Raw genomic sequence first — 24,450 nt, forward strand, 5'->3', positions numbered from 1 at the left:
TTTCAACACAGGCAATTCCTCATACCAGAATCAGGTTGTCGCGGTGCACCAGCTCAGGCTCGGCGCTGTAACCCAGCAGCCCTTCGATGGCCTCAGACGACTGGCCGATGATCTTCTGCGCTTCCAGCGCACTGTAGTTGGCTAGCCCGCGCGCCACTTCCAGGCCGTCGGGATCGACGCAAACGACCATCTCGCCACGACGGAAGCTGCCCTGTACGGTTTTCACCCCCACCGGCAGCAGGCTCTTGTTCGCCCCGCGCAGCGCCTGCACGGCACCGGCATCGAGCACCAGGGTGCCACGGGTTTGCAGATGCCCGGCCAGCCACTGCTTGCGCGCGGCGAGCATGCCGCGCTCAGGCGACAGCAGGGTACCCAGGCGCTCGCCGCCCTTGAGCCGATCCAGCACACGCTCCAGGCGCCCGCCGACGATGATCGTGTGGGCTCCGGAACGCGCCGCCAGGCGTGCCGCACGCAGCTTGGTCTGCATGCCGCCACGGCCCAGCGCCCCGCCGGTACCGCCGGCTACGGCGTCCAGCGCCGGGTCGTCGGCACGCGCTTCGTAGATCAGCTGGGCATCGGGGTTGTTGCGCGGGTCGGCATCGAACATGCCGTCGCGGTCGGTCAGGATCACCAGCAGGTCGGCTTCGACCAGGTTGGCCACCAGGGCGGCCAGGGTGTCGTTGTCGCCGAAACGGATTTCGTCGGTGACCACCGTGTCGTTCTCGTTGATCACCGGCACCACGCCCAGCTCCACCAGGGTGCGCAGGGTACTGCGGGCGTTCAGGTAACGCTTGCGGTCGGAGAGGTCGTCATGCGTCAGCAGAATCTGCGCGGTGTGCCGGCCATGCTCGGCAAAGCTCGATTCCCAGGCCTGCACCAGGCCCATCTGGCCGATGGCGGCAGCGGCCTGCAGCTCGTTCATGGCACTCGGTCGCTTGGTCCAGCCCAGGCGGCTCATGCCGGCTGCCACGGCGCCCGAAGAGACCAGCACCAACTCGACGCCTGCTTCATGCAGGGCCACCATCTGCTCAACCCAAACGCCCATGGCCGCACGATCCAGGCCCTTGCCATCTGCCGTCAGCAGGGCACTACCGATCTTCACGACCCAGCGCTGCGCGCCCGTCACCTTGCTCCGCATCTTCTTCCAACCTATGCCGGTGAAGGGCACGACAGCGTGCCCCCCAATAATCTGTGGATACTAAAACGCCGCTTGAAAAAGCGGCGTTTAGTGTACTGCAACGAATCAGTCGCGCACGTAAATGATTTCCGGGCCGTCTTCGTCGTCCTCATCATCCCAGTCGTCGTCATCGCCGAAGTCGTGCACGCTCTTGACGCCTGTACGGCGCAGGGCACGGGCATCGTCCAGGGCCTGCAACTGGGCACGGGCTTCGTCTTCGATACGCTGATCCAGCTCGGCCAGTTCTTCGGCGTACGCCGGGTCGTTGGCCAGGCGGTCGGCGCGGTCTTCGAGGTAGCGCATGATGTCGCGGCTGAGCTGCTCGGTACCTTGCTTGGAGATGGCCGAGATCACATAGACCGGACCGTCCCACTGCAGACGCTCGACAATTTCCTTGACCCGCTCGTCACGCTCGTCGTCCATCAGCATGTCGGTCTTGTTCAGGACCAGCCAGCGATCACGATCGGCCAGCGCCGGGCTGAAGCGCACCAGCTCGTTGACGATGACTTCGGCGGCATCGGCGCTGCTGCTTTCATCCAGCGGCGCGAGGTCGACGAGGTGCAGCAGCAAACGCGTACGCGCCAGGTGCTTGAGGAAGCGGATACCCAGACCGGCACCTTCGGAAGCACCTTCGATCAGGCCGGGGATGTCGGCGATGACGAAGCTCTTCCAACGGTCGACGCTGACCACACCCAGGTTCGGCACCAGAGTGGTGAACGGGTAGTCGGCGACTTTCGGCTTGGCCGCCGATACGGCGCGAATGAAGGTACTTTTGCCCGCGTTCGGCAAGCCCAGCAGGCCGACGTCGGCCAGCACCTTCATTTCCAGCTTGAGGTCACGCTGCTCGCCCGGCTTGCCCGGCGTGGTCTGGCGTGGCGCACGGTTGGTACTGGATTTGAAACGGGTGTTGCCCAGGCCGTGCCAGCCGCCCTGCACAACCATCAGCTTCTGCCCGGGCTTGACCAGATCGCCGATCACTTCCTGGGTGCTCGCGTCGATCACCGTGGTGCCGACCGGTACGCGCAGGATCAGGTCTTCGCCCTTCTTGCCGGTGCAGTCGGTGCTGCCGCCGTTGGAGCCGCGCTGGGCATCGAAGTGACGGGTGTAGCGGTAGTCGACGAGGGTGTTCAGGTTCTCGTCGGCCAGCATGTAGATCGAGCCGCCGTCACCACCGTCACCGCCGTTGGGACCACCGTTCTCGATGAATTTTTCGCGGCGGAAGCTCATGCAACCGTTACCGCCGTCACCGGCTTTGACCCGGATCGATACTTCGTCAACAAACTTCATAAAAAAACCGCCTCTCGCCAGCTGGACGAGCTGAGTGACTCAAAGACATAAGGCCCTTGCAAAAATGAGCGCGGCGGCCCCCGTCAACGACCGAAACACCAGCGCCGGCAGCCCATACAAACAGCTTTGCAAGAGACTCATCCCACAAACGAAAAAGCCCCGTCGCGAGACAGGGCTTTTCCAGCGTCAACGCGATCAGGCCGCGACGATGCTCACGTAACGACGACCGAAGGCGCCTTTTACTTCAAACTTGATCTTACCCTCGATCTTGGCGAACAGGGTGTGATCCTTGCCCATGCCAACGCCGTAGCCAGCGTGGAATTGGGTGCCGCGCTGACGCACGATGATGTTGCCCGGGATGATAGCCTGGCCGCCATACATCTTCACGCCAAGGCGTTTGGCTTCTGAGTCGCGACCGTTACGGGTACTACCACCAGCTTTTTTGTGTGCCATGAGTTCAATTCTCCTGAATGGGGATTAGGCTGAAATTAAGCCTGAATACCGGTGATTTTGATCTCGGTGAACCACTGGCGGTGGCCCATACGCTTCATGTGGTGCTTACGGCGACGGAACTTGATGATACGCACTTTGTCGTGACGACCTTGCGAGATCACTTCAGCTACGACGGTGGCGCCAGCAACAACGGGTGCGCCGATGTTCACGTCGTCGCCATTGGCAACCAACAGAACGCGGTCGAAAGTCACGGATTCGCCAGTGGCGACTTCCAGTTTTTCAATTTTCAGGTATTCACCTGGGGCGACTTTGTACTGCTTGCCACCGGTAACAATTACTGCGTACATGGGTATTTCTCCGATAATCCTGCTCACCCAGCTCTTTATAGGAAGAGTATTGGCTGGCATGGCTGCATAGGGCTGGAACGGCCCAGTGCAATTGCGTAAGGCAGGTGCTGCCCAGGAAGTTCAGGGTGCGCGATTGTACGCAAGGCAGGCAGGCCTTGCAAGTGCGGCCATTGTCCCTACAGGGCGTGCGCCTTGACAGGCCGGGACCCGCAACCTAGCATGCCGCGCAACCTTTATGGAGCACCTGTGGCCGATGCAACCCCAAGCTTTCTACCGCGCGGTAGCGGACGATTTCAGCGCCGTTGACGAAATCATCAAGAAACAGCTGACGTCGCGCGTCCCGCTGGTGTCGAAGATCGGCGACTATATTACCTCGGCCGGCGGCAAGCGCCTGCGCCCGTTGCTGGTGCTGCTGTGCGGCAAGGCACTCGGTCGCGAAGGCGACGACCTGCGCCTGCTGGCCGCCACCATCGAATTCCTGCACACCGCGACCCTGCTGCATGACGACGTGGTCGACATGTCGGGCATGCGCCGTGGCCGCTCCACCGCCAACGCCCTGTGGGGCAACGCGCCGAGCGTGCTGGTGGGCGACTTCCTGTACTCGCGCTCGTTCGAAATGATGGTCGAACTGGGCTCGATGCCAGTCATGCAGATTCTCTCCAAAGCCACCCGGGTGATTGCCGAGGGCGAAGTGCTGCAGCTGTCGCGGATCCGCGACGCAAGCACCACCGAAGAGGTCTACATGGACGTCATTCGCGGCAAGACCGCGATGCTCTTCGAAGCCTCCACCCACAGTGCCGCGGCACTGGCCGCTGCCAGCGACGAACAGCGCGAGGCGCTGCGCACCTTTGGCGATCACCTGGGTGTGGCCTTCCAGTTGGTCGACGACCTGCTCGACTACAAGGGCGACGCCGAGACCCTGGGCAAGAACGTCGGCGACGACCTGGCCGAAGGCAAGCCGACCCTGCCGCTGATCTACACCATGCGCGAAGGCACTGCCGAACAGGCAGCGCTGGTGCGCCAGGCGATCCAGAAAGGCGGCATCGAAGACCTCGAGCGTATCCGCGACGCGGTCGAAGCAGCCGGCGCCCTTGAGTACACCGCACAAATGGCCCGCGACTACGTCGCCCGCGCCATCGCCTGCCTGGACGCCCTGCCGGCCAGCGAGTACCGCGACGCCCTGGTCGAACTCAGCGAGTTCGCGGTCGCCCGTACGCACTGACGGCGCCTCCGGCCCATCGCTCGATGGGCCCGGTTTTCCTCTTGCGCACTAATCCCTATACAATGTGGGCTTTCTGTACGCATACCCTTGAGGAACCTTAGTGAGCACTTTGCCACCCTGCCCGAAATGCAACTCCGAATACACCTACGAAGACGGCGCCCAGTTGATCTGCCCCGAGTGCGCTCACGAGTGGTCGGCCGCCGGTGAAGCCGACGCCGCCAGCGACGAAGCGGTGAAAAAGGATGCAGTGGGCAACGTCCTGCAGGACGGCGACACCATCACCGTGATCAAGGACCTGAAGGTCAAGGGCACCTCACTGGTGGTCAAGGTCGGCACCAAGGTCAAGAACATCCGCCTGTGCGACGGCGACCACGATATCGACTGCAAGATCGACGGTATCGGCCCGATGAAGCTGAAATCGGAATTCGTCCGCAAGGTCTGATCCCCTCGTGCTGTCGGGGCTGCCGGGCAGTCTCGACAGACGCTGCAAAACAGATTCGGGGAAAATCCGCCAATAGGCACTTGCTATTTTGATAATAGGAATTATTCTCATTGAATGCTTTCAAGGAGAATAGCCATGACTTATCTTATCGACGCCTGGCTTGACCGCCCCCACCCTTACCTGCGCATCCTGCACCGCGAGACCGGCGAGGTCTGTGCCGTGTTGGAAGAAGACGCGCTGGACGAACTGCGCGACCAGGGCGACCTGGACCTGAACGGTTTGAATTCGAGTGAGCCGATCGTGCTCAAGGAACTGGTGAGGAACCTGTTCCTGTTCTGCTATGCGCGGGCGTTGCGTCCGGGCACTGGGACTTTGCAGCTTTAACAGCATCGCCGGCAAGGCCGGCTCCCACAGTGAGCGGCTGCAATCCTGTGGGAGCCAGCCTTGCCGGCGATAGCGGTATTACAGAACGTCGAGCAGCTCGACGTCGAACACCAGCACGCTGTGCGGCGGAATGCTGCCAACGCCCTGAGCGCCGTACGCCAGCTCGCTCGGTACGTACAGGCGCCACTTGCTACCGGCGTTCATCAGTTGCAGTGCTTCGGTCCAGCCGGCGATCACGCCACTGACCGGGAATTCTGCTGGCTGGCCACGCTCGTAGGAGCTGTCGAAGACAGTACCGTCGATCAGGGTGCCGTGGTAGTGGGTGCGAACGCTGTCGTCGCGGCTTGGCTTGGCGCCTTCGCCTGCAGTCAGCACTTCGAATTGCAGGCCCGAGGCCAGGGTGGTGATGCCGTCACGCTTGGCGTTTTCCGCCAGGAACTCTTTACCGGCACCCGCAGCTGCTTCGGCCTTGGCAGCCGCTTCGGCTTGCATGATCTCGCGGATGACTTTGAAGCTGGCCGACAGGTCTTCTTCGCTAACGCGGCTGGCCTGGCCATTGAAGGCGTCGGTCAGACCGGCCAGGATCGCGTCCAGGCTCACGCCCGGCGGCGGGTTGTCGCGCAGTTGACCACCCAGCTGACGGCCGATGCCGTAGCTCACGCGGGTTTCGTCGGTAGACAGATTGATTTCGGACATTGTGTCGCTCCGCTGCAGGGCGCAAGTGCTGCACGCCCTTTACTAAAAGGGCGAGCAGACTAGCACACTGCGCCGCGGCAATTCAGCTACCGGTTCTAACAGGCTCAGCGCCGCGAAATTGGCAGCTTGAGGTCTTCCTCGGCGCTGTTCATCCCGCACATTTCGTCCTGTACCGACCAGTGCACAAGGTTGAGCGGTAAATCCGGCAGACGCTGCAGCCAGCCCTTGGCCTCGGCTACCGAGTGCACCCGCAAGCGTCGGCCGCGGGCATCGGCCAGCGGATGCGCGTGACCGTGTACACGCGCTTCGAGCAGGTAGTCGCCGCCTTCGATGGCGATCAGGTTCAGCTCCTGGACATGGCCGGCCCTGGCCTGGGTGTTCAGATCGTGCAGGTTCATTGCAGCACCTCACTACTGGGACAGTCGAGCGTCCGTTCATTTTTCGTACAGCCGCGCACAAAGCACAAGGCAGAAACACAACCGCCCGTCCGTTTTGCAACGGACGGGCGGTTCGGCTGCCGCAGCGATCGGTCGATCAGTGCTTGGTCACTTTGTCCAGGTAGCCCATGGCAAAGGCCGAGATCACGAAGGTCATGTGGATGATCACGTACCACATCAGGTACTCGGTCTCGATGTTGCGCGCGTCCATGAACACCCGCAGCAGATGAATCGAGGAGATCGCCACGATCGAGGCAGCCACTTTCATCTTCAGCGACGAAGAGTCCATCTTGCCCAGCCAGCTGAGTTTCTCCTGGCCTTCGTCGATGTCCAGCTGCGACACGAAGTTCTCGTAGCCGGAGATCATCACCATCACCAGCAGGCCACCGACCAGTGCCATGTCGATCAGCGACAGCAACACCAGGATCAGATCGGCTTCAGCCAGGGCGAAGACGTTCGGCAGCACATGGAAGATCTCCTGAAAGAACTTCAGTGCCAGCGCCAGCAGGCCCAACGACAGACCAAAGTAGATCGGGGCGAGCAGCCAGCGCGAGGCGTACATCGCATTTTCGATAAAGCGTTCCATTGAGCAAATCACCAGGTGGCGGGAAAAACGAGCGCGAGTATACCAGCCGCCTGTGACAGAAAAAGCCCGCGACACAGTGGCGCAGCGGGCAATGCTCTACGGTTCAGGTTTCCGGGTTGAGCTGGATATCGCCCACATGGTGCACCCTTTCGCCGTTCACCCGACGCAGCTGGGCCTGCAAATGCACGCTCCAGATCTGTGGATCGTCGGCCACCTGATACCCATGCAGGGTCAAGCTGTCGACGATGGCACTGAGCACGGACTCGGCCACGAACGGGCCGTGAAACGGGCCTTGGGCCTTGATTGCGGAGGGTTGTTCGCCGGCCATGCCGGCAGCGAAGAGCAGGGTCCACATGCCGTTGTCGCCGGCCAGTGGGCGGATACTGCACTCAATGCGGGTCACCAGGCCCAGGCATTGACGGGTGAGGCTGAGGGTGCGCAGCATGGCGACGATCCTCGTTGAAGCCCTGTTCAGCCCCCACGATGGGAACTGTTTCTATCCTGTATCAACGGCTGTCCTTGACCTGAAGAATAGAAGAAATCCGCCGGCGACAAGCGGTCGACCGCCAGCGGGCGCCGAATGGTCATGACCAGCCGGCGCCCAGCGCGTTCCCTCAGCTCGGTTTGACCTGCGCCAGCGCCTCTTCCGCCAGCTCTTTTTCGGCCTCCTTGAGGTCCTCTTCGCTGAGCATTTCGGCGATCACCCGCAGGCGCTCGACCACCCGCGCGTTGACGCTGCCCTCGGGGAAGTCGCCGTTCTCGTCCGGCTCCCCGGCCGGCTCGCCGACCAGCAGGCTCAGCGCCTCGTCGGCCTGGCTGACTGCGTACACGTGGAACTGCCCGTTACGCACCGCCTGCAACACACGCTCGTCGAGCATCAGGGTGGCGACGTTGGCCTTGGGAATGATCGCGCCTTGCTCGCCGGTCAAGCCACGCGCCTCGCAGAGGCGGAAGAAGCCTTCGATTTTCTCGTTGACCCCGCCCACCGCCTGCACTTCGCCGAACTGGTTGATTGAGCCGGTAATCGCAAAGCACTGCTTGAGCGGGGTTTTCGACAAGGCCGAGATCAGCGTGCAGGCCTCGCCCAGCGACGCGCTGTCGCCATCCACATAGCCGTAGGACTGTTCCAGGGCGATGCTCGCCGAAATCGCCAGGGGGAATTCCTGCGCATAGCGGCTGCCGAGGTAGCCGGTGAGGATCATCACGCCCTTGGAGTGGATCGGCTGCCCCAGGTTGACCTCACGCTCAATGTCGACGATGCCGCTACCACCAGGGTACACCGTGGCGGAAATCCGCGCCGGTACGCCGAACGCCGAGTCGCCCACCTCCAGCACTGTCAGCCCGTTGCATTTGCCGACCGCAGCGCCTTCGGTGTCGATCAGGATGATCCCGGCGAGCATGTCGTCGAGGATCCGCGCCGAGACCCGCCCGGTGCGCGTGGCCTTGGCCTTGAGCGCGCGCTCGATATGCCCGGCGTCGGTCATTTCGTCGTTGGCCAGGTGGCGGATGAAGTCGGCCTCGCTGACCAACTGGAACAGGTCGCCGATGCGCGCCGAGAGCCGCCCCTGATGTTCGGCCAGGCGCGCACTGTAAGTGGCCAGGCGGGCCACTGCGTCGGCACTGAGCGGCGCCATGCCCTCTTCGCTGGTGCGGGTCTTGAGCAACTGGGCGAACTGCTCCAGGCTCTCGTCGACCATCGGGATGTCTTCGTCGAAGTCGACCAGCACGCGGAACATCTCCTGGAAGTCCGGGTCGTGGTCCTGCAGCGCGTAATACAGCTGGCGCGCACCGATGATCACCACCTTCACCTGCAACGGGATCATCTGCGGGCTCAGGGTCACGGTGGCCAGACGGCCCAGCTCGCCCAGCGGCGATTCCATTTTCAGCTTGCGCGATTGCAGCGAGCGCTTGAGCGCATCCCAGACGAACGGCTCGCCGAGCATCTTTTCCGCTTCCAGGATCAGGAAGCCGCCATTGGCGCGGTGCAGCGCCCCCGGGCGCAGTTGTCGGTAGGTGGTGTACAGCGCGCCCTGTTCGGTGCTGTATTCGATCCGGCCGAACAGGTTGTCGTAGGTCGGGTGCGGTTCGAACACCACCGGCGCGCCGCCGCTAACATGGTGGCCCACCACCAGGCTGGGCGCGTACTGCTCTTCGAGCATCTTGCGCGCCACGGCGTCGGTCTTGCTGTCGTCGACCAGTTGCTCGACCACCGTGCGCAGCAGGTTGACCTGTATGGCTTGCAGGTAGGCGCAGACCGCCGCGTTTTCCGCGTACTTTTCCGACAGCGGGGCCAGCAACGGCTGCAAGGCCAGGGTGATGGTTTCTTCGTTGAGCTGACGCAACTGGTTGCTCGATTCGCGCTTCCACTGCGGCAGGCTGGCCAGTTCTTCGTTGAGACGCTCTTCCAGTGCGGCGATGTCGTCGTGGAAGCGCTCGCGCTCGGCTTCCGGCAACTGGGCGAACTCGGCTTCGTCCAGCGCCTTGCCGTCGCTCATCGGAGTGAAGGCCACGTTGCTGCTGTCGCGGTACAGCGCCACGTCCTTTTCCAGCGAGGCACGTTCGATCACATCCAGGGCACGGTCGTAACGCTGGTTGAAGGCGCGGTCGATGGCGCTCTTTTTCTGCTGGTAGGACGGGTGCTCGAACACGGCCGGGAAGGTTGCCAGCAGGTTGTCGATCAGACCGCCGATATCGGCGATGAACTCGCCGGCGCTACCGGCCGGCAGCTCGAACGCCTTGGGCTCGCGCGGCTCGTCGAAGTTGTTGACGTAGAGCCAGTCCGACGGCGTTTGCAGGCGCTTGCCTTCGGCCTTCAGGTAGCGTTTGACGAACGAGAAGCGGCCGGTGCCCGGCTCGCCCATGACGAAAACGTTGTACCCAGGACGCGGCATGGCGACGCCGAACTGCAAGGCTTCGACAGCACGTTCCTGGCCAAGCACACCGCGAAAAGGCTCCAGATCGTTGGTAGTGGTAAAGGCGAACTGTTCGGCGGAAAACGGCCGGGTCAGGGCTTCAGGCGCAAGACGCAGCTTCGCAGCGACAGGATCGGGCATCGGGCTTCCTTACTTCGGCGGGGCAGATGCCGGCATTCTGGCGCCGGGCGCGGGCGCCTTGCAAGGCTCTTCAGCGCTTTATGCCGCAGGGTCGAAAAGCGGCTTGCCGTCAATTTTTTCATGCAATGTTTCGCAATTAATCACGGAACCCTTAGATCGTGCCTAGACTCCTAACTGCGCGGCTGGGTGTACAACCAACCCGCCTCTGGCTTAGGCCCGCTGGCCATGCCGGATAACCCTGACCTTTGGTTTGAACCATCAGAAAGAGAACAATGCTATGAAACGGATTCTTCTGGGTACTCTGTTCACCGCGGTGTCAATCAACGCCATGGCCCAGGCGCCAGGCGGCCCGGACTGCGGCTGGGGCAACATGCTGTTCGAGGGCCAACGTGGCACCCCGGCCCACTTCCTCGCCTCCACCACCAACGGCACCTCCGGCAACGCCACCTTCGGCATGACCTCGGGCACCAACGGCTGCTCGACCAACGCTTCCCTGACCTACGGCGGCAAGTCGTGGTTCGCCATGAATGGCATGATGAACGAACTGTCCGAAGACATGGCCCAGGGCCAGGGCGAAGCCCTGACCACCTACGCGGTGGTACTGGGTGTGGCACCGGAAGACCGCGCGCATTTCGCCGCCGTCACCCACCAGCATTTCCAGGAGATCTTCAAGACCGCCGATGTGACGGCTGAAGACGTTCACGCCAACACCCTGGCCGTACTGAAAACCGACGCCCGTCTGGCCAAGTACGCCACCCCGGCTTAAGCTGCCAGCGCCCGTCCCCGCAAGGGGGCGGGTGTTTCCCGCCTCTATCGGCATCATTCAGACGTAGTTGCCCGACATGCTCAAACGCCTTGCCTACCTGGCGCTCTGTGCCTGCGCCCCGCTGCACGCTGCCCCCCTGCTCGACGACGCGCGCCTGCACCAGCTGGCCAACGATCGCTACTGGATCGCCCTCGGCCACTACGAGACGGCCAAGCTTGGCGGCTGGCGCAGCTATGTCGACGACGCGCGGTTCTTCCTCGCCGAAGACGGCGCCCACCACCCCGAGCGCGAACTGCGCGCCACCGTGGCGGCGCTGTACCAACCGGCGAGCCTGGGCGACAAGCATGCGCAATGCGTATTTCCGGCACGTAGCCGCTGGCTGCGCGAGCAACTGCAACTGAACGATCTGCCGGCACCGGCGTGCAAGGACTACAGCCAGTGGTTCAAGGACGTTTCGCCGCACAGTGCGGTGATGATTTTCCCGGCGGCGTACTTGAACAGTCCGTCGTCGATGTTCGGGCATACCCTGCTGCGCATCGACCAGGCCGATGTGCAAAGCGACAACACGGCGCTGCTCAGCTACGCGGTGAATTTCGGCGCCTACATCGAAGGCAACGACAACAGCATCCTGTATGCCTGGAAGGGCCTGATGGGCGGCTATCCGGGGCTGTTCGCGCTGGTGCCCTACCAGGAGAAACTCGCCGAATACCGCAGTCTGGAGAACCGCGACCTGTGGGAGTACCGGCTGAACCTCACGCCGGCGGAAACCGGGCGCATGGTCGAGCACATCTGGGAGCTCAAGCAGATCCGCTTCGACTACTTCTTCTTCGATGAAAACTGCTCCTACCGGCTGCTGGAGCTGTTGCAGGTGGCGCGGCCAAGCCTGGACCTGACCTCGCAGTTCCCACTGACAGCGATCCCCACCGATACCGTGAAGGCGGTGAAGCAGGCCGGGCTGGTCGAGCGCACCGACTACCGGCCGTCGCGCGAGCGCGAGCTGCTGGCCCGGGCCGAGCCGCTGGACGATGCCGAACAGCAGCAGGTGTTGGCGCTCAGTGCCGACACCGCGCACCTTCAGAGCAACGACTTTACGGCCCTGCCCAGGGAGCGCCAGGCGCTGGTGCAGGACGCCGCCTACCGGCTGGAGCGTTACCGGGCCAATGGCCAGGAGCGCGACCCGGCGCGCACCCAGCGCAGTTTCGAATTGCTGCGGGCGATCAACCGCAACCCACCGCCGGCGTTGCAGATCGAGCAGCCGGGGCTGCCCGAAGAGGGCCATCAGTCGCGCACCTGGCAGTTGGGCGTGGGCACGCGGGAAGACCGGGCGTTTGCCGAGTATGGCCTGCGCATGGCCTACCACGACCTGAACGACAACGCCTATGGCTTCCCGCTCGGCGCGCAGATCGAGATCCTCCAGCTCAAGCTGCGCCAATACGAGGGCAACGACTGGCAGTTGCAGCGCCTGGACCTGGCGACGATCCGCTCGCTGACGCCGCGCAACGACTTGCTGCAGCCGTGGTCCTGGCAGGTGACGGGTGGCCTGGAGCGGGTGCTCGGCAAGCACGACGACGAAGTGCTGGTCAGCCATGTGAACGGCGGCGCAGGCGGCACCTGGCAGTTGGCCGACGAGCTGCTCGGGTTTGCCCTGGGCACGCTGCGGGTCGAGCACAACAACGACTTTGCCGAGTTTGTCTCGCCGGCGGCAGGCTTCAATACCGGGCTGCTGTGGCGCAACGGGCTGGGCAACCTGACGCTGGAGGCTAAAGGCGATTACTTCACCAATGGCGAGGTGCGCCGCAGCCTGAGCCTGAACCAGCACTGGGAGGTTTCCCGCAGCCTGGGTGTACGGCTGAGCGCCAAGCGCGAGTTCAGCCAGCTGGCGACGGCGCAGAACGAGGTGCTGCTGGAGGTGAAGTGGTACAACTACTAAAGGTTGCACCGCCGTCACATCCTTTTGACACGCCGCCAACAATTCCCCACCTAGACTTATCCACAGTTGCGGGAGAGTCCGACTATGCGGTGCTGGTGGGTGTTGAGTGCGGTGCTGGGCCTGACGGGTTGCCAATCGACCCATGAACAATTGATCAACCAGGGGTACCCCCCTCCTTACGCCGATGGCTTTCAGGACGGTTGCAGCAGCGGTCGCCAGGCCGCCGGGGTGATGGCCGGGGCGTTTCGCAAGGACGTGCCGCGCTACCTGCACAACCGCCAGTACGAATCCGGCTGGGACGACGGCTTTCGCCAATGCCAGGCCATGCAGCAGTCCGAGGACGTCCAGGGCTACCGCGAACGCCACTGGGACGAAGGCGAAGAGCGCTGGCAACAGGAGAAGGATCGCGACGCTGCCCGCGCTTACCGCAGCAAATAGGTCGCTTACAGACATCCGGGCGAACCGCCGGCCTGTCAGCATGGTCTCCATAGAAAGGAGGCCGACCATGAGCCGAGCATTCGTCAACGAAGACCAGGCGGCCGCCCAGGCCAGCCAACCGGTCGAACGCAAGATCAGCGAGCAGCCCAACTACGTCACCGCCCGTGGCCTGACCCTGCTGCAGCAACGCCTGGCCGAACTCGACGGCCAGCGCAGCGCCCTCCTCGCTCAGGGCGAACAGGCCGACAAACAGCAACTGGCGGAAGTGGAACGCGACCTGCGCTACTTCAGCGCCCGCGTGCACAGCGCTCAGGTGATGCCACCGGCCACCGCCACCGACAAGGTGCAGATCGGCAGCAACGTGCGCTTCATGGACGAACAGGGCAAGGTCAACGAGGTGCAACTGGTCGGTGAAGACCAGGCCGATGCGGCTAGCGGCCTGATCAACTGGGGCTCACCGCTCGGCCGGGCCCTGCTCGGTGCAGGCCCCGGCGACGAGGTGCTGTGGCGACGACCGGCAGGCGATCAGCTGATCGAGGTCCTCGCCATCGAAGCGAACGCTTAGACCACGCCCTGCGCCAGCATGGCGTCGGCAACCTTGACGAAGCCGGCGATGTTGGCGCCCTTGACGTAGTTCACCCGGCCATTTTCTTCACCGTAATGCACACAGGCATTGTGGATCGACTGCATGATCGCGTGCAGCTTGCTGTCGACTTCACCGGCGGTCCATAGCAGGCGCATGGCGTTCTGCGACATCTCCAGGCCGCTCACCGCCACCCCACCGGCGTTCGACGCCTTGCCCGGCGCAAACAGGATGCCGGCGTCGATGAAGATATCCACCGCTTCCAGGGTGGTCGGCATGTTCGCGCCCTCGGCCACGCAGATGCAGCCGTTGCGCAGCAGGGTGCGCGCGTCTTCGTCGTTCAGTTCATTCTGCGTTGCGCACGGCAGGGCGATGTCGCAGGCCAGGCTCCATGGCGTCTGGCCCTTGCGGAACTCCAGGCCGAAGCGCGTGGCCAGCTCGCTGATACGCCCGCGCTGAACGTTCTTCAGCTCCATCAGGGCATCCCACTGCTCATCGTTCAGGCCGGCTTCGCAGTACAGGGTGCCTTCGGAGTCGGACAGCGAAATCACTTTGCCGCCCAGGTCCATGACCTTGCGCGCCGCGTACTGGGCAACGTTGCCGGAACCGGAGATCGCCACCCGGCGACCGTCGATGCGCTGGTGCTGGCGCTTGAGCATCTCCTCGGCGAAGTACACGCAGCCGTAGCCGGTCGCTTCCGGGCGGATCAGGCTGCCGCCGTAGGTCATGCCCTTGCCGGTAAGTACCGAGGTGAACTGGTTGGACAGGCGCTTGTACTGGCCGAACAGGTAGCCGATTTCGCGGGCACCCACGCCGATATCGCCGGCCGGTACGTCGAGGTCGGCGCCGATGTGGCGGTACAGTTCGCTCATGAAGGCCTGGCAGAAGCGCATCACTTCAGCGTCGCTCTTGCCCTTCGGATCGAAGTCCGAGCCGCCTTTACCACCGCCCATCGGCAGTGAGGTGAGGGAGTTCTTCAGCACTTGCTCGAAGGCCAGGAACTTCAGCACGCCAATGTTCACCGACGGGTGGAAACGCAGGCCGCCCTTGTACGGGCCGATGGCGCTGCTCATCTGGATGCGGTAGCCACGGTTGACCTGGACCTTGCCCTGATCGTCGACCCACGACACCCGGAACAGGATGGCCCGCTCAGGCTCGACCATACGTTCGAGAATGCCGTCCTTGAGGTAGCGGGGGTTAGCTTCGAGGAACGGCCAGAGGCTGCGCAATACTTCTTCCACCGCCTGGTGGAATTCGGGCTGGGCAGGGTCGCGTTGCTGTAGACGCGCGAGGAAGTCTTCGACGGATTCGATCATGGACATTTCACCAGAGGGATTAGACTTTTTTGGTTTTTTCAGGACTTTAACAAGAACCTGTCGCACTGGAACAGGGCGAAATGTCGTTTTTATGAAATAATTTGGTGCATTTTATATAACTGTATACATCTTTCGGCCCGCATCGCGGGACGAGCCCGCTCCCACAAGCGCTTGCACTCCAGGTGTGCGAGCTCGTCCCGCGCTGAACTTCCCAGAAAATCCAGGCAAAAAAAACGGGACCCGAAGGCCCCGTCTTAGTGCAAAACCGCGAGGGTTATGCCAGTTTTTTGTGCCGTACACGGTGCGGCTGTGCAGCCGCCTCGCCGAGGCGCTTCTTGCGATCGGCTTCGTACTCGGTGTAGTTGCCTTCGAAGAACACTGCTTGCGAATCGTCTTCGTACGCCAGGATGTGGGTGGCCACACGGTCCAGGAACCAGCGATCGTGAGAGATCACAATGGCGGCGCCCGGGAAGTCCAGCAGGGCCTCCTCCAGCGAACGCAGGGTTTCCACGTCCAGGTCGTTCGACGGTTCGTCGAGCAACAGCACGTTGGCGCCCTCTTTCAGGGTCAGGGCCAGGTGCAGGCGGCCACGCTCACCACCGGAGAGGTCCTTGACGAACTTCTGCTGGTCGCCGCCCTTGAAGTTGAAGCGACCAACATAGGTGCGCGACGGAATCTCGTAGTTGCCGATGCGCAACTGGTCGGAACCGTCGGAGATCTGCTGGAACACCGTCTTGTTGCCGTCGAGGTCTTCGCGGCTCTGGTCGACGCAGGCCAGTTGCACGGTGTCGCCGATCTCGATGCTGCCAGAATCCGGCTGTTCCTTGCCCATCAGCATGCGGAACAGGGTCGATTTACCGGCACCGTTACCACCGATCACACCGACGATGGCGCCCTTCGGCATAGCGAACGACAGGTTGTCGATCAGCACGCGATCGCCATAGCCCTTGGTGACGTTCTTGAATTCGATGACCTTGTCGCCCAGGCGCGGACCGGCCGGGATGTAGATCTCGTTGGTTTCGCTGCGCTTCTGGAATTCCTGCGACTGCATTTCTTCGAAGCGTTGCAGACGGGCCTTGGATTTCGACTGGCGGGCCTTAGCGCCTTTGCGCACCCACTCCAGTTCTTCCTTCATGGCCTTCTCGTGCGCCGACTGCTGCTTGGACTCCTGGGCCAGACGATCCGACTTGGCTTCCAGCCAACCCGAGTAGTTACCCTCGTACGGAATACCGGCGCCGCGGTCGAGTTCCAGAATCCAGCCCGCCACGTTGTCCAGGAAGTACCGGTCGTGGGTAATCGCCACCACGGTGCCCGGGAAGTCGTGGAGGAAGTGTTCCAGCCAGGCGACGGAGTCGGCGTCCAGGTGGTTGGTCGGTTCGTCGAGCAGCAGCATGTCGGGGGCCGACAGCAGCAGGCGGCACAGGGCCACACGACGTTTTTCACCACCGGACAGGTGTTCGACCTTGGCGTCCCAGGCCGGCAGGCGCAGCGCGTCGGCGGCGACCTCCAGTTGGCGCTCCAGGTTGTGACCGTCGGAAGCCTGCAGGATGGCTTCGAGCTTGGCCTGTTCGGCCGCCAGCTTGTCGAAGTCGGCGTCCGGCTCGGCGTAGGCGGCATAGACTTCGTCCAGGCGCGCCTGGGCATCCTTGATCACGCTGACCGCTTCCTCGACCACTTCACGCACGGTCTTGCTCGGGTCCAGCTGTGGTTCCTGCGGCAGGTAGCCGACGTTCAGCTCCGGCATCGGCCGCGCTTCGCCGTCGAATTCGGTATCGACACCGGCCATGATTTTCAGCAGGGTCGATTTACCCGAGCCGTTCAGGCCGAGCACGCCGATCTTGGCGCCCGGGAAAAACGACAGGGAGATGTTCTTCAGGATTTCCCGCTTCGGCGGAACAACTTTGCTCAGCCGATGCATGGTGTAGACGTATTGAGCCAAAACCAAGCCCTCTAGAAAGAAGTAAGGACAGCGGCGAAAACCCTGAAACCCACGGATTCGGCGATGTGCTTACGGAGTGTCAATGAACAAAGTCGACCATTCTACGTCAAGACGCTGCATTGCGCAGATGGACTGATCACAGGCGGGAGCCCCCGGCGTGTCGGCCGGGGGGGGGCAACACTAGCAGCGGCTCAGACGAACGCCTGGCCAGCAACGCCGCGCGGCAGGCGGCAGGTGTTTGGCAGTGCGCGCAGGCGGGCGTGCCAGCCGGCCTTGAAGCAGAAACCAGCGTTGGCAGCAGGCGTGGCGCGTTTGGTCGCGGCCGGTTTTTTGCGCAGATCGGCGAGCGACGGGGTCTTCTTGACCGGGGCCGCTTCCGGCTTCACCAGCGAGCGCTGGCACGACTTGCACGACACCGTGGCGGTGTCTGCGGAGCTGACCAGGGTTGGCGACGTGCGACCACAGGCCGAGTCGCTACCGTTCGTTGAATAGTGTGTAACCAAACCGTACTTCTCCAATGCTTCAAAAAAACGCGGCGGCATTTTCGCATACGTTGCCGCCGAATGCCGAACCGCGCCACCTGTGACCTGGCGCACAGTTGCGCGACGAACAGTGCTGGCACTTTGGCATACTTCAAGGCATGCTAGCCGCCCTTCGGGCGTCGGGCTTATAGTGCGCAATCGGACCGTCGCCAGCGTTGTCGGCACCTGCCCCCGAGCAGTGCTTGCCTGCCACAGCCAGCCATACCGCAGGATCACCGTTTGACCAATCTCACTCAGCCGCCATCCTTGGGCGACGCCTCTGCCGCGTCGGGTTCGCCCTTGCGCGGTTCGTTGAAAGGAGCCCTGGCCATTCTGGTGCTGCTGTTGCTCGCCTTGCTGTTCTGGCAACTGCTCGACCAATTTCGCCATACCCTGGGCGACCGCCGCCAGCACAGCCTGGATGCCAGCGCCGAGCTGGCCGACCACCTGAGCCTGAAAATGGCCCTGGAAGCCCAGCAGGCGTTGACTCTGCTGCAACCATTGGTCGCCGCACCAGCCGTTGATCGGTTACCAACCCTGGTCGCACGCCTGCAACAACAACTGCCGACCCTGCGCAGCCTGGCCTGGCTCGACGCCAATGGCCGCCCGCTGCGCGACAGCCTGCCAGCGAGCAGCGATCAAGCGGCGATCGACGAACTGCGGCGCCAGATCCAGCAGCGCAGCTTCTACCTGAGCAACAGCAGCGACAACAGCACGGTCTACCTGCTGCTGCGCCAGCCCGCCGACACCGGCAACGGTTTCTGGCTGTTGCGCCTGGCGCCGGGCTTCTACGACCAGTTGGCCGAACGCCTCGAACACCCAGCGCACCCGCTGTGGTTGCTGGAAAACAGCCGCACCGCGCAGGTGCTCAGCCGGCATGTACCGGCCGACGAGCGCCAGGCCGGCGAGGCGCCCCTGCAAAGCGTGATGCTGGCCTTCCTCGATAACAGCGACTGGCAACTGCGCGGCCTGTTCGATGAAGCGCGCAGCCGTCAGCAACTACTGCCGGCGCTGATCGGCAAATGCGTGCTCGGGCTGTTCTGTGCCCTACTGCCGCTACTGGCGCTGACCAGCATGCGCCGGCGCCATCGCGCCTTGCAGGAAGGCCGGCGGCGCTATCAGGACATCTTCGAAGGCACCGGCGTGGCCCTGTGCGTGCTCGACCTGTCCGGCCTCCATGCCCTGCTGGAACGCTTGCGCCTGCGCTCGCGCGACGATCTGCAACAGCGCCTGCAACAGGCGCCGCAGCTACGCGACGCCCTGCTGCAGGCGCTGCAGATCACCGAAGTGAACCAGGTGGCCTTGCAACTGCTCGGCGTGGCGTGCCGCGACAGCGCCTGGCGGCGCCTGATCGACGGCGGCAGCGGGCCGCTCGACGGCATCGGCCTGCACCTGATCGAGGCGGTGCTCGACAACCAGCGCCAGCTCGAACTGGAGCTGCGCGTGCCACGCGAACAGGGGCCGGACCAGCACCTGTGGGTGATGGTGCGCTTCCCGCAGCAGCGCCGCGACGACCACGCGGTGATCCTCAGCATCGGCGATATCACTAGCCGCAAGCAGGTCGAACTGTCGCTGCTGGAGCGTGAACGCTTCTGGTCGGACGTGGTCCGGACCGTGCCCGATCAGCTCTACGTGCAGGATGTGCAGAGCCTGCGAATGATCTTCGCCAACCGTCACCTGGGCCGCACGCTGGGCTATTCGCCGACGGAACTGGCACAGATGGGCGAGTACTTCTGGGAAATTCTCCTGCACCCGGAAGACGCCGACATCTACCACCACCTGCGCCAGCAACAACGCCTGAGCGGCTACGTGGAACAACTGCACTGTCAGTTGCGCTTCCGCCATCACGACCAGCGCTGGCGCCGCTACGATATCCGCGAACAGGTACTGACCCGCAACCAGGTGGGGCATGTCACGCGGATCATCGGCGTGGCCAAGGACGTCACCGACCAGATCGAGGCCAGCGAATCGCTGCGCGACAGCGAGCAGCGCTACCGCATGCTCGCCGAGAGCATCAGCGACGTGATCTTCTCCACCGACGACCAGCTCAACCTGAACTACGTCAGCCCGTCGGTGCAGGCCGTGCTGGGCTACGACGTGCAGTGGATCTTCGCCAAAGGCTGGCAATCGACCATCGCCAATCCGGCGCAACTGAGCGGGCTGTACAGCCTGTTCGAGCGGGTCAACCATGCCTTGGGCAACACCGCGCAACTGGAACGGCTGCGCACCGAAGTACCGACCCAGCTGTTCCTGTTCGACTGTTTGCGTGCCGATGGCCGCAAGATCCCCATCGAACTGCGCCTGGTGCTGGTCTGGGACGAGCACAACCACTTCGAAGGCATTCTTGGCGTTGGCCGCGACATCAGCCAGCAGCGCCGCGCCGAGAAAGACCTGCGCATGGCCGCGACGGTATTCGAGCACTCGACCTCGGCGATCCTTATCACCGACCCGGCCGGCTATATCGTCCAGGCCAACGAGGCCTTCAGCCGCGTCAGCGGCTACGCGGTCAGCGATGTGCTCGACCAGTTGCCGAGCATGCTCACCGTCGACGAACAGCAGGAAGCTCACCTGCGCTACGTGCTCAAGCAACTGCACGAGCGCGGCACCTGGGAAGGCGAAGTGTGGCTCAAGCGCCGCAGCGGCGAGCACTATCCGGCCTGGGTCGGGATTACCGCCGTGTTCGACGAAGAAGGCGACCTGGCCAGCTACGTGTGCTTCTTCACCGACATCAGCGAGCGCAAGGCCAGCGAGCAGCGCATTCACCGCCTGGCCTACTACGACGCCCTGACCCACCTGCCCAACCGCACGCTGTTCCAGGACCGTCTGCACACCGCGTTGCAACAAGCCGAGCGGCAGAAGGCCTGGGTGGTGCTGATGTTCCTCGACCTCGACCGCTTCAAGCCGATCAACGACTCGCTCGGTCACGCGGCCGGCGACCGCATGCTCAAGGACATGGCCGAGCGCCTGCTCGACTGCGTCGATGAAGACGACACCGTGGCGCGCATGGGGGGCGACGAATTCACCCTGCTGCTGCAACCGCGGGCGACCCGCGAAATCGCGCTGAACCGGGCGATTCATGTTGCCGAGCAGATCCTCGGCAGCCTGGTGCGGCCGTTTGTGCTGGAGAACCGCGAGTTCTTCGTCACCGCCAGTATCGGCATCGCCCTCAGCCCGCAGGATGGCAGCGAGCTGAGCCAACTGATGAAGAACGCCGACACGGCGATGTACCACGCCAAGGAGCGAGGCAAGAACAACTTCCAGTTCTACCAGGCCGACATGAACGCCAGTGCGCTGGAGCGGCTGGAGCTGGAAAGCGACCTGCGCCATGCCCTGGAGCAGAACGAATTCATCCTCTATTACCAACCGCAGTTCAGCGGCGACGGCAAGCGCCTGACCGGCGCCGAGGCGCTGCTGCGCTGGCGCCACCCGCAGCGCGGGCTGGTGCCGCCGGGCGACTTCATCCCGGTGATCGAGGAGCTCGGCCTGGTGGTCGATGTCGGCGACTGGGTGATTGCCGAGGCCTGCCGTCAGCTCAAGGCCTGGCACCAGGCCAAGGTGCGCGTGCCGAAGGTGTCGGTGAACATTTCGGCGCGGCAGTTCTCCGACGGCCAACTCGGCACGCGGATCGCCACCATCCTCAAGGACACCGGGCTACCACCGGCGTGCCTGGAGCTGGAACTGACCGAGAGTATCCTGATGCGCGAGGTGGACGAGGCGATGGTGATCCTCGACAGCCTGAAGAACCTGGGCCTGAGCATTGCCGTCGACGACTTTGGCACGGGCTATTCGTCGCTCAACTATTTGAAGCAGTTCCCGATCGACGTGTTGAAGATCGACCGGACCTTTGTCGATGGTTTGCCGGAGGGCGAACAGGACGCGCAGATCGCCCGGGCGATCATCGCCATGGCCCACAGCCTGAACCTGGCGGTGATCGCCGAAGGCGTGGAAACCCATGAGCAGCTGGAGTTCCTGCGGGAGCACGGCTGCGACGAGGTGCAGGGCTACCTGTTTGGCAGGCCGATGCCGGCGAACCAGTTCGAAGCGCAGTTCAGCAACGAAACGCTGTTCATGTTCGACTAGCGGTCTGACTGACTGCGTGTAGGCGCTGGCTTGCCTGCTCCTAGACCCGCGCTGAATCTCCCGCCGATCCCAAATGAACCCCGCTTGTCTGCGACATGATGCCCTTTCATATGCCAGACAAAAGCCGATGAGGTAGAATGCCCCCCTTTTCAGCCCGATCCTTGAGGACCGCCATGTTCAGCCGTGATTTGACCATTGCCAAGTACGACGCCGATCTCTTTGCCGCGATGGAGCAAGAAGCTCAGCGTCAGGAAGAGCACATCGAGCTGATCGCCTCGGAAAACTACACCAGCCCTGCCGTGATGGAAGCCCAAGGCTCGGTTCTGACCAACAAGTATGCCGAAGGCTATCCAGGCAAGCGCTACTACGGCGGTTGCGAATACGTCGACGTGGTTGAGCAACTGGCCATCGACCGTGCCAAGGAACTGTTCGGCGCCGATTACGCCAACGTCCAGCCACACGCCGGCTCCCAGGCCAACGCTGCGGTCTACCTGGCCCTGCTGCAAGGCGGCGACACCATCCTCGGCATGAGCCTGGCACACGGCGGTCACCTGACCCACGGCGCCAGCGTCAGCGCCTCGGGCAAGCTGTACAACGCCGTTCAATACGGTATCGATGCCAACGGCCTGATCGACTACGACGAAGTCGAGCGCCTGGCCGTCGAGCACAAGCCAAAAATGATCGTTGCCGGCTTCTCGGCTTACTCGCAAGTGCTGGACTTCCCACGCTTCCGCGAAATCGCCGACAAGGTCGGTGCCTACCTGTTCGTCGACATGGCCCACGTTGCTGGCCTGGTTGCCGCTGGCGTGTACCCGAACCCGGTGCCATTCGCCGACGTCGTGACCACCACTACGCACAAGACCCTGCGCGGTCCACGTGGCGGCCTGATCCTGGCGCGCGCCAATGCCGAGATCGAGAAGAAGCTGAACTCCGCTGTATTCCCGGGTGCCCAGGGCGGCCCGCTGGAGCACGTGATCGCGGCCAAGGCGATCTGCTTCAAGGAAGCGCTGCAGCCTGAGTTCAAGGCTTACCAGCAACAAGTGGTGAAGAACGCCAAGGCCATGGCCGGTGTGTTCATCGAGCGCGGTTTCGATGTGGTCTCCGGCGGCACCGAAAACCACCTGTTCCTGCTGTCGCTGATCAAGCAGGACATCTCCGGTAAAGACGCTGACGCTGCCCTGGGCCGCGCCTTCATCACCGTGAACAAGAACTCGGTGCCGAACGACCCACGTTCGCCGTTCGTCACCTCCGGCCTGCGCTTCGGTACTCCGGCGGTGACCACCCGTGGCTTCAAGGAAGCAGAGTGCAAGGAACTGGCTGGCTGGATCTGCGACATCCTGGCCGACCTGAACAACGAAGCGGTAATCGATGCCGTTCGTGAGAAGGTCAAGGCTATCTGCAAGAAGCTGCCGGTTTACGGCAACTAATAAAAAAGCCCGGTTCGCCGGGCTTTTTTTGGCCTGCCTGAAAGCATCGCGGGACGAGCCAGCGCCCACAGAAATCGCTACAAACCCTGTGGGAGCGGGCTTGTCCCGCGATGAGGCCCTCAGCCCCTACTCAAGGCCTCAAACCCTGCCCGAATCGTTTCCTCCGGCAGTTCGTCGGCAATAAACACCATCACACTCTCGCGCGGCTCGCCATCGGCCCACTCGCTATCCCAGTCGAAGCCATACAGTTTCAGCACGCCCTGGAACACCAGCCGCCGCGGCTCGCCGGCAATGTTCAGCACGCCCTTGTAGCGCAGCAACTGCTTGCCATGCGCCTCCAGCAGCTCGTTCATGAAGTCGCTGAGCCGGTCGATATCCAGCGCCACGTCGGTGCGCAGCACCAGACTGGATATCCGGTCCGGGGTGGCTGGCTTGCCCAGCGGCCGCAGGTTCAACCCGCCGCCCAGGTCGGCATTCAGGTTGAAGCCGCGCACATCGAGCAACTCGGCCAGGTCGATACGCCCGTGCTCGACCACCCGAATCGGCGCCCGACGGTTGATCCGCGTCAGCCGCTCGCTCAGCGCCGCGAAGGCCGCCGGCGTCACCAGATCGGTCTTGCTCACCAGCAGCCGGTCGGCAAACCCGACCTGCGCCTGGGCAATCGCCTGGCTCAGGTGTACCTCGGCATGCGCCGCGTCCACCAGGGTAATGATGCCGTCGAGAAGGTAGCGATCACGCAGTTCCTCCTCGATGAAGAAGGTCTGCGCCACCGGCGCCGGGTCGGCTAGCCCAGTGCATTCGATCACCAGGCGGTCGAAGGCAATCTCGCCACTGTCGCGACGCTCCAGCAGCAGGAACAGCGCCTTGGTCAGGTCGGTGTGGATGCTGCAACAGACACAGCCATTGGCCAGGGTCATCACCTGTACCGGCTCGTCGCCGAGCAACTGGCTATCGATCCCGGCATCGCTGAACTCGTTCTCGATCACGGCGATCTTCAGGCCGTGTTCGGCCTTGAGCAGGTGGCGCAGCAGGGTGGTCTTGCCGGCACCGAGAAAGCCGCTGAGCACGGTGACCGGAATAGGGGTGAGATGGGTCATGGGACTCCCGAAATGAAACGCGCCACGACAAGGCGTGGCGCGTGGCTAGTACTGCGGACTCAGCAACAACGGGGGCTGCCCTTGCCGCCACCGTAACGCGCCTCCTGGCGTTCGCGGAAGAACGCCTCGTAGGTCATCACCGGCTTGTCCGGGTGCTTGGTCTGCATGTGCTCGACGTAGTTGTCGTAGTCGGGCATGCCGACCATCAGGCGGGCTGCCTGCCCCAGGTACTTACCCAGTCGACCGAGATCGTTGAACATCGCTGCATT

General features: G+C 63.2%; 23 protein-coding genes. 9 read left to right on the forward strand and 14 right to left on the reverse strand.

The features are described from left to right. Window positions 1–19: 19 nt before the first annotated feature. From proB to rplU, 4 genes are all read right to left on the reverse strand, one after another. Entirely contained in the window at window positions 20–1,138 is a 1,119-nt protein-coding gene (gene proB, locus DCO48_RS03070) for a glutamate 5-kinase (protein ID WP_116549143.1), read from the reverse strand. A 105-nt stretch (window positions 1,139–1,243) separates the two neighbouring features. Beyond that, a complete protein-coding gene (cgtA, locus tag DCO48_RS03075) occupies window positions 1,244–2,464 on the reverse strand; it encodes an Obg family GTPase CgtA (RefSeq protein WP_116549144.1) in 1,221 nt (406 codons plus the stop codon). A gap of 195 nt (window positions 2,465–2,659) precedes the next feature. Next, complete coding sequence (gene rpmA / locus DCO48_RS03080) at window positions 2,660–2,917, reverse strand: 50S ribosomal protein L27 (RefSeq protein ID WP_116549145.1); 258 nt, start codon at window positions 2,915–2,917, stop codon at window positions 2,660–2,662. A 35-nt stretch (window positions 2,918–2,952) separates the two neighbouring features. Beyond that, the gene (gene rplU, locus DCO48_RS03085) at window positions 2,953–3,264 is read right to left on the reverse strand and encodes a 50S ribosomal protein L21 (protein ID WP_116549146.1); all 312 of its coding nucleotides are present in this window, start codon (window positions 3,262–3,264) and stop codon (window positions 2,953–2,955) included. A gap of 253 nt (window positions 3,265–3,517) precedes the next feature. Between rplU and DCO48_RS03090 the strand changes: the two genes are divergently transcribed. The 3 genes from DCO48_RS03090 (at window position 3,518) to DCO48_RS03100 (ending at window position 5,312) form a co-directional block, all read left to right on the forward strand. Next, the gene (locus DCO48_RS03090) at window positions 3,518–4,486 is read left to right on the forward strand and encodes a polyprenyl synthetase family protein (protein ID WP_116549147.1); all 969 of its coding nucleotides are present in this window, start codon (window positions 3,518–3,520) and stop codon (window positions 4,484–4,486) included. A gap of 100 nt (window positions 4,487–4,586) precedes the next feature. After that, entirely contained in the window at window positions 4,587–4,928 is a 342-nt protein-coding gene (locus tag DCO48_RS03095; RefSeq protein WP_116549148.1) for a zinc ribbon domain-containing protein YjdM, read from the forward strand. A gap of 135 nt (window positions 4,929–5,063) precedes the next feature. After that, the gene (locus DCO48_RS03100; RefSeq protein ID WP_116549149.1) at window positions 5,064–5,312 is read left to right on the forward strand and encodes a hypothetical protein; all 249 of its coding nucleotides are present in this window, start codon (window positions 5,064–5,066) and stop codon (window positions 5,310–5,312) included. 78 nt (window positions 5,313–5,390) lie between these two features. On the opposite strand, the gene DCO48_RS03105 is transcribed toward DCO48_RS03100, so the two are convergent. From DCO48_RS03105 to DCO48_RS03125, 5 genes are all read right to left on the reverse strand, one after another. After that, complete coding sequence (locus tag DCO48_RS03105; RefSeq protein ID WP_116549150.1) at window positions 5,391–6,008, reverse strand: FKBP-type peptidyl-prolyl cis-trans isomerase; 618 nt, start codon at window positions 6,006–6,008, stop codon at window positions 5,391–5,393. A gap of 104 nt (window positions 6,009–6,112) precedes the next feature. Next, window positions 6,113–6,406, reverse strand: coding sequence for a DUF6482 family protein (locus tag DCO48_RS03110; protein WP_116549151.1), 294 nt, complete (start codon window positions 6,404–6,406; stop codon window positions 6,113–6,115). Window positions 6,407–6,542: 136 nt separating this feature from the next. Further along, window positions 6,543–7,031 carry a TIGR00645 family protein gene (locus tag DCO48_RS03115; RefSeq protein WP_116549152.1) on the reverse strand — a complete coding sequence of 163 codons (489 nt, stop codon included), beginning with the start codon at window positions 7,029–7,031 and terminating at the stop codon, window positions 6,543–6,545. 103 nt (window positions 7,032–7,134) lie between these two features. Next, complete coding sequence (locus DCO48_RS03120; RefSeq protein ID WP_116549205.1) at window positions 7,135–7,473, reverse strand: hypothetical protein; 339 nt, start codon at window positions 7,471–7,473, stop codon at window positions 7,135–7,137. A gap of 172 nt (window positions 7,474–7,645) precedes the next feature. Further along, window positions 7,646–10,084: a Lon protease family protein gene (locus DCO48_RS03125; RefSeq protein ID WP_116549153.1), complete on the reverse strand. Its 2,439-nt coding sequence runs from the start codon at window positions 10,082–10,084 to the stop codon at window positions 7,646–7,648. A gap of 277 nt (window positions 10,085–10,361) precedes the next feature. Between DCO48_RS03125 and DCO48_RS03130 the strand changes: the two genes are divergently transcribed. The 4 genes from DCO48_RS03130 to DCO48_RS03145 all read left to right on the forward strand — a co-directional run bounded on the left by DCO48_RS03130 (window position 10,362) and on the right by DCO48_RS03145 (window position 13,783). Next, window positions 10,362–10,850: a DUF3015 domain-containing protein gene (locus tag DCO48_RS03130; protein ID WP_116549154.1), complete on the forward strand. Its 489-nt coding sequence runs from the start codon at window positions 10,362–10,364 to the stop codon at window positions 10,848–10,850. A gap of 76 nt (window positions 10,851–10,926) precedes the next feature. Then, window positions 10,927–12,780, forward strand: a complete 1,854-nt coding sequence (locus DCO48_RS03135; protein ID WP_116549155.1) for a DUF4105 domain-containing protein — start codon at window positions 10,927–10,929, stop codon at window positions 12,778–12,780. A gap of 84 nt (window positions 12,781–12,864) precedes the next feature. Continuing rightward, window positions 12,865–13,218 carry a hypothetical protein gene (locus tag DCO48_RS03140; protein ID WP_116549156.1) on the forward strand — a complete coding sequence of 118 codons (354 nt, stop codon included), beginning with the start codon at window positions 12,865–12,867 and terminating at the stop codon, window positions 13,216–13,218. 67 nt (window positions 13,219–13,285) lie between these two features. Then, a complete protein-coding gene (locus tag DCO48_RS03145) occupies window positions 13,286–13,783 on the forward strand; it encodes a GreA/GreB family elongation factor (protein ID WP_116549157.1) in 498 nt (165 codons plus the stop codon). On the opposite strand, the gene gdhA is transcribed toward DCO48_RS03145, so the two are convergent. The 3 genes from gdhA to DCO48_RS03160 form a co-directional block, all read right to left on the reverse strand. Next, a complete protein-coding gene (gene gdhA, locus DCO48_RS03150; RefSeq protein ID WP_116549158.1) occupies window positions 13,780–15,117 on the reverse strand; it encodes an NADP-specific glutamate dehydrogenase in 1,338 nt (445 codons plus the stop codon). The two genes, DCO48_RS03145 and gdhA, sit on opposite strands and share 4 nt — an antisense overlap. 274 nt (window positions 15,118–15,391) lie before the next feature. Continuing rightward, a complete protein-coding gene (gene ettA, locus DCO48_RS03155) occupies window positions 15,392–17,056 on the reverse strand; it encodes an energy-dependent translational throttle protein EttA (RefSeq protein WP_116549159.1) in 1,665 nt (554 codons plus the stop codon). 191 nt (window positions 17,057–17,247) lie between these two features. Next, entirely contained in the window at window positions 17,248–17,559 is a 312-nt protein-coding gene (locus DCO48_RS03160) for a hypothetical protein (protein ID WP_116549206.1), read from the reverse strand. A gap of 258 nt (window positions 17,560–17,817) precedes the next feature. Here DCO48_RS03160 and DCO48_RS03165 point away from each other — a divergent pair, with 258 nt between their 5' ends. Both DCO48_RS03165 and glyA read left to right on the forward strand, forming a co-directional pair. Further along, a complete protein-coding gene (locus tag DCO48_RS03165) occupies window positions 17,818–21,657 on the forward strand; it encodes a bifunctional diguanylate cyclase/phosphodiesterase (RefSeq protein ID WP_116549160.1) in 3,840 nt (1,279 codons plus the stop codon). Between the two features lie 173 nt (window positions 21,658–21,830). Continuing rightward, on the forward strand, window positions 21,831–23,084 hold the full coding sequence (gene glyA, locus DCO48_RS03170; protein ID WP_116549161.1) for a serine hydroxymethyltransferase: 1,254 nt from the start codon (window positions 21,831–21,833) through the stop codon (window positions 23,082–23,084). Between the two features lie 119 nt (window positions 23,085–23,203). Here glyA and yjiA read toward each other — a convergent pair whose 3' ends face one another. After that, the gene (yjiA, locus tag DCO48_RS03175) at window positions 23,204–24,181 is read right to left on the reverse strand and encodes a GTPase (RefSeq protein ID WP_116549162.1); all 978 of its coding nucleotides are present in this window, start codon (window positions 24,179–24,181) and stop codon (window positions 23,204–23,206) included. Window positions 24,182–24,240: 59 nt separating this feature from the next. Further along, a complete protein-coding gene (locus tag DCO48_RS03180) occupies window positions 24,241–24,441 on the reverse strand; it encodes a YbdD/YjiX family protein (protein ID WP_116549163.1) in 201 nt (66 codons plus the stop codon). Between the last annotated feature and the right edge of the window lie 9 nt (window positions 24,442–24,450).

It is taken from the genome of Pseudomonas sp. SDI (assembly GCF_003105155.1).
GTDB lineage: Bacteria > Pseudomonadota > Gammaproteobacteria > Pseudomonadales > Pseudomonadaceae > Aquipseudomonas.